The sequence below is a fragment of the Roseococcus thiosulfatophilus genome (assembly GCF_017311575.1).
Lineage (GTDB): Bacteria > Pseudomonadota > Alphaproteobacteria > Acetobacterales > Acetobacteraceae > Roseococcus > Roseococcus thiosulfatophilus.
The window spans coordinates 315,378-327,650 of the sequence record NZ_JAFFQY010000011.1; the positions used below are offsets into that span (position 1 = coordinate 315,378).

The 12,273-nt window shown below is 72.1% G+C and carries 14 protein-coding genes; 11 read left to right on the plus strand and 3 right to left on the minus strand.

Features of this window, described 5'->3' with window-relative positions; all coding sequences use genetic code 11:
• Nucleotides 1–10: 10 nt before the first annotated feature.
• Nucleotides 11–1,072 carry an NAD(P)H-dependent flavin oxidoreductase gene (locus JTN19_RS07190; protein ID WP_206931221.1) on the minus strand — a complete coding sequence of 354 codons (1,062 nt, stop codon included), beginning with the start codon at nt 1,070–1,072 and terminating at the stop codon, nt 11–13.
• 97 nt (nt 1,073–1,169) lie between these two features.
• On the opposite strand from JTN19_RS07190, the gene glmM reads away from it, so the two are divergent.
• From glmM to JTN19_RS07205, 3 genes are read left to right on the plus strand one after another with little or no spacing between them, the layout of a single operon-like run.
• Nucleotides 1,170–2,549, plus strand: a complete 1,380-nt coding sequence (gene glmM / locus JTN19_RS07195) for a phosphoglucosamine mutase (protein ID WP_206931222.1) — start codon at nt 1,170–1,172, stop codon at nt 2,547–2,549.
• Nucleotides 2,546–3,364 (plus strand): bifunctional hydroxymethylpyrimidine kinase/phosphomethylpyrimidine kinase, encoded by an 819-nt coding sequence (thiD, locus tag JTN19_RS07200; protein ID WP_206931223.1) that lies wholly within the window; start codon nt 2,546–2,548, stop codon nt 3,362–3,364. Before glmM ends, thiD begins: the two co-directional genes overlap by 4 nt.
• 23 nt (nt 3,365–3,387) lie before the next feature.
• Nucleotides 3,388–4,290 carry a TDT family transporter gene (locus tag JTN19_RS07205; protein WP_206931224.1) on the plus strand — a complete coding sequence of 301 codons (903 nt, stop codon included), beginning with the start codon at nt 3,388–3,390 and terminating at the stop codon, nt 4,288–4,290.
• Here JTN19_RS07205 and JTN19_RS07210 read toward each other — a convergent pair.
• Complete coding sequence (locus JTN19_RS07210) at nt 4,287–5,006, minus strand: GntR family transcriptional regulator (RefSeq protein ID WP_206931225.1); 720 nt, start codon at nt 5,004–5,006, stop codon at nt 4,287–4,289. The two genes, JTN19_RS07205 and JTN19_RS07210, sit on opposite strands and share 4 nt — an antisense overlap.
• A complete protein-coding gene (locus tag JTN19_RS07215) occupies nt 5,003–6,622 on the minus strand; it encodes a thiamine pyrophosphate-binding protein (RefSeq protein ID WP_206931226.1) in 1,620 nt (539 codons plus the stop codon). The genes JTN19_RS07210 and JTN19_RS07215 overlap by 4 nt, the downstream gene beginning before the upstream one ends.
• 77 nt (nt 6,623–6,699) lie before the next feature.
• Between JTN19_RS07215 and JTN19_RS07220 the strand changes: the two genes are divergently transcribed.
• Genes JTN19_RS07220 through JTN19_RS07250 form a run of 8 tightly spaced genes read left to right on the plus strand, consistent with a single transcriptional unit; the run spans nt 6,700 to nt 12,241 of the window.
• On the plus strand, nt 6,700–7,464 hold the full coding sequence (locus JTN19_RS07220) for a succinate dehydrogenase/fumarate reductase iron-sulfur subunit (protein WP_206931227.1): 765 nt from the start codon (nt 6,700–6,702) through the stop codon (nt 7,462–7,464).
• Complete coding sequence (locus JTN19_RS07225) at nt 7,461–7,802, plus strand: succinate dehydrogenase (protein ID WP_206931228.1); 342 nt, start codon at nt 7,461–7,463, stop codon at nt 7,800–7,802. The genes JTN19_RS07220 and JTN19_RS07225 overlap by 4 nt, the downstream gene beginning before the upstream one ends.
• 1 nt (nt 7,803) lies before the next feature.
• The gene (gene sdhC / locus JTN19_RS07230) at nt 7,804–8,139 is read left to right on the plus strand and encodes a succinate dehydrogenase, cytochrome b556 subunit (RefSeq protein WP_206931229.1); all 336 of its coding nucleotides are present in this window, start codon (nt 7,804–7,806) and stop codon (nt 8,137–8,139) included.
• Nucleotides 8,129–8,860, plus strand: coding sequence for a sulfite exporter TauE/SafE family protein (locus JTN19_RS07235; RefSeq protein ID WP_206931230.1), 732 nt, complete (start codon nt 8,129–8,131; stop codon nt 8,858–8,860). The genes sdhC and JTN19_RS07235 overlap by 11 nt, the downstream gene beginning before the upstream one ends.
• A gap of 11 nt (nt 8,861–8,871) precedes the next feature.
• A complete protein-coding gene (locus tag JTN19_RS07240) occupies nt 8,872–9,774 on the plus strand; it encodes a fumarate hydratase (protein WP_206931231.1) in 903 nt (300 codons plus the stop codon).
• A gap of 3 nt (nt 9,775–9,777) precedes the next feature.
• The gene (locus JTN19_RS07245) at nt 9,778–10,383 is read left to right on the plus strand and encodes a fumarate hydratase C-terminal domain-containing protein (protein ID WP_191084404.1); all 606 of its coding nucleotides are present in this window, start codon (nt 9,778–9,780) and stop codon (nt 10,381–10,383) included.
• A complete protein-coding gene (locus JTN19_RS20360; RefSeq protein WP_278008366.1) occupies nt 10,380–10,508 on the plus strand; it encodes a hypothetical protein in 129 nt (42 codons plus the stop codon). The genes JTN19_RS07245 and JTN19_RS20360 overlap by 4 nt, the downstream gene beginning before the upstream one ends.
• The gene (locus tag JTN19_RS07250; protein WP_206931232.1) at nt 10,505–12,241 is read left to right on the plus strand and encodes an L-aspartate oxidase; all 1,737 of its coding nucleotides are present in this window, start codon (nt 10,505–10,507) and stop codon (nt 12,239–12,241) included. Before JTN19_RS20360 ends, JTN19_RS07250 begins: the two co-directional genes overlap by 4 nt.
• The last annotated feature ends 32 nt before the right edge of the window (nt 12,242–12,273 follow it).

Genomic DNA, 12,273 nt, shown 5'->3' on the forward strand with positions numbered 1-12,273 from the left:
GCCGCGCGCGTCAGGGCAGCAGCGCCTCGGCCTCCGCCCACCAGCGGCGCACCATCTCGGCGGCCGGCTCGGCGCGGGCCAGCGCCGCCCCCTGCCCGGCCCAGGCCTGCATGCGCGACACGTCGCCCGCCGCCACGGCCTCGGCCCGCATGGGGGCGCTGAGGCTGCGCTGCACCGGGTAGGGCGCGGCGGGAAGTTTCGTGAAGGCCTCGGTGGCGGCGTTGCGCAGGCCCCGACCCGCCCGGCCGGAGAAGGCGCGGGTCAGCACCGTGTCCTCGGGCGCCGCATGGGCCAGCGCGTCGGCCCAGGCGGGGGGGATGGCGGCCTCGGGCGTGCGGAGGAAGGCCGTGCCCATCTGCACGGCACTGGCCCCCAGGGTCAGCGCGGCCGCGATGCCCCGCCCGTCCATGATGCCGCCCGCCGCCACCACGGGCACGCTGAGCGCATCGGCCAGGCGGGGGATCAGGGCGAAGAGGGGGATGGCCTGGGCCTCGCCCCGCGCGGGGTCGAAGCTGCCGCGATGCCCGCCCGCCTCGGCGCCCTGGGCGACCACGGCATCCGCGCCGGCGGCCTGGGCTGCCAATGCTTCGTCCAGCGTGGTGGCGTTGGCGATCCAGAGCATGCCGGCGGCCTTCAGCGCGGCCACGAAGCCCGGCTCCCACAGCCCCATGATGGTGGAGACCACGGCGGGACGCACGGAGAGCAGCGCCTCGCACTGCGCGGCGAAGTCGGGCAGGAAGGGCCCCTCGCCAGGTTCGGGCGGCAGGGGGCCGAGGCGGCCCAGCGCCTGGCGCGCTTCCTCCTCGCGCGCCGCGTCGCGGGGGGGCGGCGGGTCGGGCGTCCAGAGGTTCACCTGGAAGGCGCCATTGCTGGCGCCGCGGAAGGCGGCCGCCCAGGCGGCGATCTCGGCGGGCGAGGATTGCAGCGCGCCGAAGCCGCCCATGCCGCCGGCATTGGCCACGGCGGCGGCCAGCGCCGGCGGGGCCGCGCCGGCCATGGGCGCCTGCAGGATGGGAAGGCGCAGGCCGAAGCGGGCGCAGAAGGCATCGGCACGGGCGCGGGCGGAGGTCATGCGGCCAGGGTGCGCCGCCCGCACGGCCCGTCAAGATGGACGCAGGACCAAGGCGGCGCTAGCACTTCCTGAGTTACAGCGGCCAGAGAGAAATGCCATGAGTCCCGACAGCCTGCCGCCGGCACGCCCGCGCAAACTCTTCGGCACCGATGGAATCCGTGGCGTGGCCAACCGCCCGCCCATGGATGCCGGCACGGCGCTGCGCCTCGGCCAGGCCGCGGGGCGCTTCTTCAACCGGGGCACGCACCGCCACCGCGTGGTCATCGGCAAGGACACGCGGCTGTCGGGCTATATGCTGGAACCGGCGCTGACGGCGGGCTTCATCGGCGCGGGCATGGATGTGGTGCTGGTGGGGCCGCTGCCGACACCCGCCATCGCGCTGCTGACCCGTTCGCTCCGCGCGGACCTGGGCGTGATGATCAGCGCCTCGCACAACCCGCACGAGGACAATGGCATCAAGCTGTTCGGCCCCGACGGCCTGAAGCTCTCGGACGAGCAGGAGGGCGAGATCGAGGCGCTGATGGGCGGCGACCTCAGCGCCGCCCTGGTGGCGCCGGACAAGCTCGGCCGCGCCTCGCGCCTCGAGGACGCGCCGGGCCGCTACATCGAGGCCGCGAAGGCCAGTTTCCCCCGCGGCCTGACGCTGGAGGGGCTTCGCATCATCGTGGATTGCGCCCATGGCGCCGCCTACAAGGTCGCCCCCACCGTGCTGTGGGAGCTGGGGGCCGAGGTCGTCTCGGTCGGCGTGCAGCCCGATGGCTTCAACATCAACCGCGGCGTGGGCAGCACCTCGCCCAAGCAGCTGGCCGAGATCGTGCGGGAGCGGCGGGCCGACATCGGCATCGCGCTGGATGGCGACGCGGACCGCCTGGTGCTGGTGGATGAGCGCGGCGCGCCGGTGGATGGCGACCAGATCCTGGCGCTGATCGCGGAATCCTGGGCGCGGGAGGGGCGGCTGAAGGGCGGCGCGGTGGTGGCCACCGTCATGAGCAATATGGGGCTGGAACGCTTCCTCGGCCGCAAGGGCATCACCCTGCACCGCACCCCGGTGGGCGACCGCTATGTGGGCGAACGCATGCGCGAACTGGGCTGCAACCTGGGCGGGGAGCAATCCGGCCACATGATCATGAATGATTTCGGCACCACGGGTGACGGGCTCGTGGCCGCCCTCCAGGTGCTGGCCGCGCTGGTCGAGGAGAGGCGCCCCGCTAGCCAGGCCTGCAATCGCTTCACCCCCCTGCCCCAGCGCCTGGTGAACATCCGCTTCGCCGGCCCCTCGCCGCTGAAGGATACGGGCGTGCAGGCGCTGATCGCGGAGGAGGAGGGGCGCCTCGGCGCCCAGGGCCGCGTGCTAATCCGCGCCTCGGGCACCGAGCCCCTGATCCGCGTGATGGTGGAGGCGGAGGAGGAAGGCCTGCTGAACGAATCGCTCGACCGGCTTTGCGGCCCCATCCGCGCCAAGGCGGGTGCGGCATGAAGGGCCGCGTCCTCATCTGCGCGGGCTCCGATTCCGGGGGCGGCGCGGGCATCCAGGCGGACATCAAGGCCGTCACCGCGCTGGGCGGCTTCGCCATGACGGCCATCACGGCGCTGACGGCGCAGAACACGCTGGGCGTGCAGGGCGTCTTTCCCGTGCCCACGGAGTTCATCGCGGCGCAGATCGCGTCCGTCATGGATGACCTGGGGGCGGACGCCATCAAGACCGGCATGCTGCACGACACGCCCACCATCAACCTGGTCTGCGATGAATTGCTGGCCCGCGCCCCCGGCGTGCCCCTGGTGGCGGACCCCGTGATGGTGGCCAAGGGCGGCCACCGGCTGCTGGCGCCCGACGCGGTGGAGACGCTGAAGCGCCGCCTCATGCCGCTGGTCACGGTGCTGACGCCCAACATCCCCGAGGCCGAGGTGCTGGCGGAGATGGACATCCGGTCCGAGGCCGACATGCTGCGCGCGGCCGAGGCGCTGCTGACGCTGGGCGTACCCGCCGTGCTGCTCAAGGGCGGGCATATGGAGGGCGAGGTGCTGGTGGATTTGCTGGCCACGCCCGAGGGCGTCACCCGCTTCGAGGAGCGGCGGATCGCCACGCCGCACACCCATGGCACGGGCTGCACCCTCGCTTCCGCCATCGCGGCCGGCCTTGCCCAGGGCATGGCGCTGCTGCCCGCGGTGGAGCGCGCGCGGCGCTATGTGCGCGCGGCCATCCAGTCGGCGCCGGGCTTCGGCGCGGGGCATGGGCCGCTCGATCATGGGGTGACGCTCGACCCCGCGCGGATCGCGGTCGGCGGGGTCTGACCGGGGCAGTGCAACTCCGCCATTTGCCCCTGCCGCTGCTCGCCATGCCGATGGGGCTGGGCGGGCTCGGCCTCACCTGGCGCGAGGCGGCGCGGAACCATGGCGCCTCGGCCCTGGTGGGCGAGGCGGTGATGCTGCTCGCCGTGCTGGCCTGGGGGCTGCTGATCGGCCTGCACCTGCTGCGCGCGCTGCGCCACCCCGATGCGGTGGCCGAGGATTGGCGCCACCCGGTGCGCGCGAGCTTCTTCGCCGCCGGCAGCATCGGCGCCATGGAGGTGGCGGCGGCCTTCATCCCCTGGGCGCCGGGCCTGGCGCGCGGGCTGCTGCTGCTGGCCATCGCCGCGCATGTGGGGGTGGCGCTGGCGCTGCTGGCGCGCTGCATCCGCGGGCGCGGCCATGTGGACATGCTGGCCCCGCCCTTGCTGATGCCGCTGGTGGGGCATCTTGTGGCGGCGATGTTCTGCGCGCCCCTCGGCATGCACCTTCTGGGATGGATGCTGCTGGGGGTGGGCGGCCTGCTCTGGCTGCTGGTGATGCCGCTGCTGCTGTGGCGGCTGATCGCGCGGCCGGACCTGGCGCCGGCGCTGCGCCCTTCGCTCGCCATCTTCCTGGCGCCGCCCACGGTGGGCAGCCTGGCGGTGGCCTCGCTCGCGGGCGTGGGGCCCTGGGTGCTGGCGCTGTTCGGGCTGTCCGCCTTCCTGCTGGCGCTGCTGGTGCTGGGCCTGCCCTACATGCTGGCGGCGGGCTTCACCCCGGCGCTGTGGTCCTTCACCTTCCCGCTGGCCAATTTCGCGGCGGTGATGGCGCTGGTGGCGCCGGGTTGGCCGGCCTGGGCGGCGCTGCTGGTGGTGACGGGGGTGATCGGCGTGATCCTGGCGCTGACGCTGCGCGCGGCCTGGGATGGGCGGCTGCTGGCGCCGCCTTAGCGCAACTCCACCGCGTAGCGCAGCGCGTCCGTCCGCAGCAGGGTGTGGCGGTGCTCCACCCGCCGGTCCAGCACGTCGAAGGCGACGCGGGAGATGGCGAGCAAGGGCGTCCCCTCCGGCACGCCCAGCCGCGCGGCGGCTTCGGCGGGGGCCGCGATGGCCGTCAGTCTTTCCTCCACCCGCAGTACGGTCACGCCATGGTGGCGCTGGTAGTGGACGTAGAGCTCATCCTCCAGCACCTGGCCCAGCGGCAGGGCGAAGCCCGCGAAGAGGGGCGTCGGCAGGGCGATGGATTCCAGCACCACGGGCCGGCCTTCCACCAGGCGCAGGCGTTCCAGCGCCACCACGCGGGCGCGGCGCGGGAGGGAGAGCGCCTCCGCCTCCTCCGCCCGCGCGGGGCGGGTTTCCAGAAGATGCGCGATGGAGGTGGGCACGGGGCGCGTGCCGTCCGGCGTCTCCACGCGGAAGAAGTGGAATAGGGCGCGGGCCGAGGTGGCCTCGGCCACATAGGTGCCCGCCCCCTGGCGGCGTTCGATGACGTTCTGCGCCTCCAGCGCTGCCAAGGCGCGGCGCAGCGTGCCCTGGCTGATGCCGTATTCGGCGGCGAGCACGGGTTCGGTCGGCAAGGCGGCACCCGGCGCCCATTCGCCCGCCGCGATGCGCGCGCGCAGCGCGGCCTCGATGCGGGCGTAGAGGGGCGCCGGCTGTGTCTTCAAGCGGCGGGCCGGCGCAGGCCGGGGGCGGGCTGGCCCTCGATCAGCACGTTCACCACGGCGGGCTTGCCGCTGGCGAAGGCGCGTTCCAGGGCGGGGTGGAGTTCCTCGAAGCGCGTCACGAATTCCCCATGCCCGCCCAGCGCGGCGGCCACCAGGTCATAGCGCGTGGCGCGGCCCAGTTCGCAGCCATGGGCGCGGTCGGCACCGTAGTCGCGCTTCTGGATCTGGTATTCGGCGTTCCACACCCCGTCATTGCCGACGACGCAGACGAAGGGGAGGTTGTGGCGCACCGCCGTGTCGAACTCGGCCATGTGGAAGCCGAAGGTGCCATCGCCCATGCAGGCCACGACCTTGCCCTCGGGCCGCGCCGCGCGGGCGCCGATGGCGAAGCAGGTGACGGCGCCGATGGCACCCGCCACGCCATTGGTGATGCGCTCGCGGCCCTTCAGGATGGCCTGCATCCATTGGCCGACCTCGCCGCCGTCGAGCATCAGCGACGTGTCCTCCCCCAGGTGCCTCTGCAGCGCCATGGCGAGCGTGGCGGGGTGGATGGGGCCGCCCGCGCGGTCCTGGTATTGCGCCCAGGCGGGGGGGCGATAGGCCAGCACCTCGCGCGTGAAATCGCCCCAGGCGGGGTTGGGGTGCGCGGTAGCGGCTTCGGCCAGCGCCTTGCAGGCCTCGATGGGTGAGGCCATGGCGACCATGGCGAGCCGCGCCCCCAGCCCCTTCTGCGCGCGCGTGACCAGCGCGCCGTCCGGCTCGATGGCGATGAAGCGGGCCTTGGGTGCGGCGTTGCCGAATTTCAGCGTGAAGTCGAGCGGCTTGCCCAGCAGCACCACCAGGTCCGCCTGCTCCAGGGCTTCCGCGATGGAGCCGAGCGAGGGGTCGTTCAGCCCGCGCGGGCTTTCCATCATGATGCTGGGCAGGCCCGTGGCCTTCTCCAGCGCGGCGCGGGCGGCGTTGCCCTCGGGATTGTTCAGCGCGGAACCGACGACGATCAGCGCCTTCTGGGCCGCGTTGATCGCGCCCAGCACCGCCTTGCAGCTTTCGGGCGAGAGCGGCATGGGCGGGGCGAGATAGGCGGCCTCGTCGGGCAGGATGGGCTTGGCCTTACCCTCCAGCACATCGGTCGGCAGCGAGATGTGCACGGGGCCGGGCCGCCCGCCGCGCGCGATGGCAAACGCCTTCGCCACATCCTGCGCGAGGCCCGCCGTGTTCTCGGCCAGCCAGGCGGCCTTGGTCAGCGGCGCGGCCATGGCCACCTGCGGCGTCTCCTGGAAGGCGCCCATGCCCAGCTGGTCGGTCGGCGCGTGGCCCGAGAGCAGCAGCACCGGCACCTCGCTGGCCATCGCCGTCGGCAGCGCCGCGCAGGCATTGGAATGGCCCTGGCCGCCGGTGACCAGCGCCACGCCCACCTCGCCCGTCAGCCGCGCCCAGGCTTCGGCCATGTGGACGGCGGCGGCCTCGTGGCGGACATGGATGATGCTGATGTTGTCGCCGAAGGCCGCGTCATAGACCTCCATGATGTGGTTGCCGGAGAGGCTGAACACGCGGGTCACGCCGCCGCGCTTGAGCGCCCCCCACAGGATGTCCGCGCCGCGGAGTTCGTGCTGCATGTCTCGTTTCCCCTCTCCAGAGGGCGGCAGCCTGCCCCGGTCTTGTATAAGACTCAAGCCCGGGGCAGAGTGCGGGGATGGAAACGGTCCCGAAGGGCGAAAAGGCCCAAGACACCCTGAAAGTCAGGGTCTGGCGCGGGGATGCGGCGGGCGGGGAATTCCGCGAATACGCCGTCCCCGCGCGCGAGAACCAGACGGTGCTGGACGTGGTGACGCAGATCCAGCGCGAGCAGGAACCCGACCTCGCCTACCGCTTCGCCTGCCGGGTGGGCATGTGCGGAAGCTGCGCCATGGAGGTGAATGGCCGCGCCCGCTGGACCTGCCGCACCCATGTGAAGCGCGTAGCGGCCCCGGGCGAGGCGCTGGAGATCCGGCCGCTCGCCAACCTGCCCGTGATCCGCGACCTGGCCACCGACATGGCGCCCTTCTTCGACAAATGGGCGCGGGCGGGCGGGACCTTCCAGCCCAAGGACGCGCCCGATGGCGCGGTGCCGGCGGAATTCTCCGTGGTGCCGCCGGAGTCGAAACAGCGGCGCGAGGCCGATGCGGGCATCGAGTGCATCGGCTGCGGAGTCTGCTATGCCTCCTGCGACATCGTGGCCTGGAACCCGGACTATCTCGGCCCCGCCGCCATGAACCGCGCCTGGACGCTGGTGAATGACGTGCGCGACGGGGCGCGGCGCGAAAGGCTGGAGGCGGTCAGTGGCGATGCGGGCTGCCATTCCTGCCACTCCACGCAATCCTGCACGGAGAGGTGCCCCAAGAACCTCGACCCCTCCTCGGCCATCGCGGGGCTGAAGCGGACGCTGTTCTGGGACAGCCTGTGGGGAAGGCTGCGATGAGCGCGCGGGCGGGCCGGCACATGTGGGTGGCGCAGCGCGTCACCGCCATGTTCCTGGGTGTGGCGGTGCTGGTGCACCTGGTCACCATCATGGTCGCGGTGCGGGGCGGGCTGAGTGCGACGGAAATCCTGGGGCGCACCCAGGGCGCGACGGGCTGGTTCGCCTTCTACGCCGCCTTCGCCCTGGCGGCCGGCCTGCATGGCGCCATCGGGCTGCGCAACATCGCGATGGAGTGGCTGGGCTGGCGCGGGCGGGGCTTCGACATGGCGTGGCTCGGCATCGGCGTCGTCACCGCGCTGTTCGGCATCCGCGCCGCCTGGGGGCTTTATGCGTCCTGACATGCGCGGCCGGTCGCACCCCACCTATGTGGCCTTCATCCTGCATCGCGTCTCGGGCCTGCTGCTGGCGCTGTTCCTGCCGCTGCATTTCTGGGCACTGGGCCAGGCGATCCAGGGCGAGGCCGCGCTGGACGGCTTCCTGCGCTGGGCCGACAACCCGCTGGTGAAGGCCGCCGAATGGGCGCTGGTGGTGCTGCTGGCGCTGCACCTGGCCGGCGGCCTGCGCGTGATGGCGCTGGAATTCTTGGGCTGGCGCGCCCGGCAGAAGGACATGGTGGCGGTCAGCGCCGGCCTCGCCTTCGCGGCCGGCGTGCTGTTCCTCCTCAATGTGGGCTGAGATCCTCCTCGTCTCGGCGGGGGGCTTTCTGGCCGCCTTCTGCGCCTCCATCGCGGGCTTCGCCTTCGTGCTGGTGGGGGCCGCGGTGCTGCTGCAATTCATGGCGCCGGCGCTGGTGGCGCCCATTCTCGTCATCGGCAGCCTGATCGTGCAGGGCATCGGCACCGTCGCCGTCTGGCGCGACATCCCGTGGCCGCGCATGTGGCTGTATGTGGGGACGGCGACGCTGGGCATTCCGCTCGGCATCGCGGTGCTGGCGCTGGGGCCCGCGCGCTGGATCGTGGCGGGTGTCGGCGTGCTGCTGGTGGTCTATGCGGGCTATACGCTCGCACGCATCGCGCTGCGGATGGCGCCCGCGCGCCTGCATGCCAGCACGGGGCGGGACGCCGCGGTGGGCTTCGCCTCGGGCATCCTGGGCGGCATCGGCGGCTATGTGGGCGCGCTGGTGGGCATGTGGGCCGATATGCAGGCCATGGCCCCGCGCGACACGCGCGCGCTGATGCAGCCCTTCATCGCCATCATGCAGGCCATCACCATCCTGGGCCTCGCCTTCACCGGCTTCTTCACGCGCGAGGCCGCCATCCTGACCGCGACCGCCGTGCCCGCTTTGCTGCTGGGCACCTGGCTTGGCCTGCGCGCGGGCCGGCGCCTGCCGGCGCAGGGCTTCCGCCTGGTGCTGCTGTCGCTGCTGCTGGTCTCCGGCATCTTTCTGCTTTTGTGAGGGAAACGCCCATGTCCGTGATCTCCGCCCCCGACAAGCTGCGCGTCACCCCCGATGCGATCGAGGAGGCCGCGAAGCTTCTCTACATCCGCGCGCTGAAGATCCTGCCCGATGACATCAAGCAGGGTTTTTTCCGATTGGATTCGACCGAGACGGACGGGCTGGCCAAGTCCGTGCTGGCGACCATGATCGAGAACATCGCGGTGGCCGAGCGCACGGAAAACCTGCTCTGCCAGGACACCGGCATTCCCATCTTCAACGTGCAGATCGGCCGCGATGTGGAGGTGGATGGCTGGGCGCTGAAGCAGGCCATCGCGCGCGGCACCGAGCGCGCGACGCGCGAGCACCCGCTGCGCAGTTCCGTGGTGCACCCCATCACGCGGGTGAACGCGCACACCTCCTGCGGGGCGCATGTGCCCGTCATCCACATTGATTTCGTGGAGACGCCGCGCACCCTGCGGCTGGAAATGATCCCGAAGGGCAGCGGGTCCGAGAACGGCTCCTTCCTACAGATGCTCATCCCGGCCGATGGGCTTTCGGGCGTGAAGCGCTTCGTGGTGGATGCGGCGATCAAGGCGGGCGGCAAGGTCTGCCCGCCGACCATCCTGGGCGTGGGTGTCGGCGGCACCAGCGACCTCTGCATGCACCTCGCCAAGGTGGCGGCGACGCGGCCGCTGGGCTCGGTCTGCGCGGATGCGGAAGGGGCGAAGCTGGAGGTGGAGCTTTCCGAGGCGGTGAACAGCCTCGGCATCGGCCCGCAGGGGCTGGGCGGGGACAGCACCGCCTTCGCGGTGCATGTGGAAGTGGCGGCGACGCACATCACCATGAACCCCGTGGCCGTGAACGTGCAATGCCATTCGGCGCGGCGGGCGAGTGCGACCTTCACGCCGGAAGGCGTCGAGGTGGGGTTCTAGACGATGGCCCACCACACCCTCCACATGCCCTGCACCGAGGCCGACATCCGCAAGCTGCGGGTGGGTGACACCGTCACCTTGCAGGACACGCTCTTCGGCATCCGCGACGCCACGCAGATCCACATGTTCGACCGCGGCCGGCGCACGCGCTTCGATTTGAACGGCCATGCGGTGATCCACACGGCACCGAATGTGCGGAAGGTGGAACCCACCGGGACGAACCAGGCGGGCTACGAGGCCGTCTGCATCGGCACCACCACCTCCGACCGCATGGAGCGCTTCACCCGGCCGCTGATGGAGCGCGAGGGGGTCCGCATTATCATCGGCAAGGGCGGGCTGCGCGACGACAGCGCGCGCGCCTTCCAGGAACTCGGCGGCTGCTACCTGGCCGTCATCGGCGGGGCGGCGGCGCTGGAGACCACCTGGATCACGGCCATCGAGGACGTGGACCTGGACGACCTCAACCCCGAAAGCCTCTGGCGCTTCGCCATCCGCGACTTCGGCCCGCTGATCGTGGGCATGGATGCCCATGGCGGCAGCCTCTACCGCGACGTGCAGTCGAGCGTGGAGGCGCGGCGCGCGGCGGTGCTGGCTAAGCTGGGGGCGTGATGCGCACGCTCCTGCTCACCCTGCTCCTGGCGCTGCCCGCCGCCGCGCAGCCCGCGCCCCCGCCCGCACCCGCCGCCGAGGATTGCGGCTGCGGCGTGCCTACCAACCCGCGAGGCCCGAGATGACCCACATCGAACGCCGCAGCACCGACATCCTCATCCTCGGCTCCGGAGGCGCCGGGCTGCTGGCCGCGCTGCACGCCAAATCCGCCAATCCGGAGCTGCGGGTCACGGTCGCCGTGAAGGGGTTGCTCGGCAAATCCGGCTGCACCCGCATGGTGCAGGGCGGCTACAACGTGGCGCTGGCCGCGGGGGATTCCGCCGAACGCCACTTCATGGACACGCTCGACGGCGGGAAGTGGCTGAACGACCAGGACCTGGCCTGGACCCTCGTCACCGAGGCGCAGACCCGCATCCGCGAACTCGAAAACCGCTGGGGCTGCTTCTTCGACCGCAACCCCGACGGCACCATCCACCAGAAGGCCTTCGCCGGGCAGACCTTCGACCGCACCGTCCACAAGGGTGATCTCACCGGCATCGAGATCATCAACCGCCTGGCCGAACAGGTCTGGGCGCGCGGCATCGAACGGCTGGAGGAACACCGCGCCATCGCCCTCATCCGCAGCGCGGATGGCGCGCGCATCAGCGGCGTGCTGCTGCTGGACATCCGGCGCGGGGGCTTCGTCTTCGTGCAGGCCAAGGCGGTGCTGCTCGGCACCGGCGGCGGGCCAACCATGTACAAGTACCACACCCCCTCGGGCGACAAATCCTGCGACGGCATGGCCATGGCCCTGCGCGCCGGCCTCGAACTGCGCGACATGGAGATGGTGCAGTTCCACCCGACGGGCGTGCTGGCCGGCCCCGGCACGCGCATGACGGGCACCATCATCGAGGAAGGGCTGCGCGGCGCGGGCGGCTATCTGCTGGACGGCAGCGGCCAGCGCTTCATGCACAACTACGACCCGCGCGGGGAGCGCGCCACGCGCGACATCGTCAGCCGCTCCATGGAACGCGAAATCCAGGCCGGCCGCGTGAACGCGGCGGGCGGGCTCTGGCTGGAGATGAAGCATCTCGGTCCCGAGAAGGTGGCCAAGATGTTCAAGGGCATGGTCGAGCGCTGCGCCGATATGGGCTTCGACCTGGCGGGCGACCGCGTGCCCGTCGTCCCCACCGCCCACTACATGATGGGCGGCGTGGTGTTCCGCGCCGATGGCAGCACCGCCCTGCCCGGCCTCTTCGCCGCCGGCGAGGACACGGGGGGCGTGCATGGCGCCAACCGGCTGGGCGGGAATGGCGTGGCCAACTCCACCGTCTTCGGCGGGCTGGCGGGCGATGCCATGGCGCGCTTCGTCCCCGCCGAGGGCGAACTCGCCCCCCCGGACGAGGCGGCGCTGGACGCCGCCATGGGCGCGGCCCTGGCCCCCTTCGGCCGCCGGCCCCAGCCGCTCGGTCCCCTGCGGGACGCGCTGGCGGCGCTGATGTGGGACAAGGCCGGAATCCTGCGCGATGCGGCCGGCCTCGCCGAGGCGCGCAGCGGGCTGGATGCGCTGGAGGCGGAACTCCACGCGGCCGGCGTGGCGGACGGGATGCGCGGCTTCAACCTCTCCTGGGCCGACTGGCTGAACCTGGAAAGCCTCATCCTCATCAGCCGCGCCATCGTGGCGGCGGCCGAGGCGCGGCAGGAGAGCCGCGGCGCCCATTGGCGCGAGGATTTCCCCCACACCCAGGACGACGCGGCGGGCCTCCACCACACCCTCGTCACGCTGGAGGAAGGCCAAGTGCGCCTCTCCTGGCGGGAGGTCGCCTTCACACGCCTCCGCCCGGGGCAAAGCCTGCTGACCCCCCAAGCCGCGGAGTAGCCTTGCCCCGCGCGGGAAGCTCGGGCCAGATA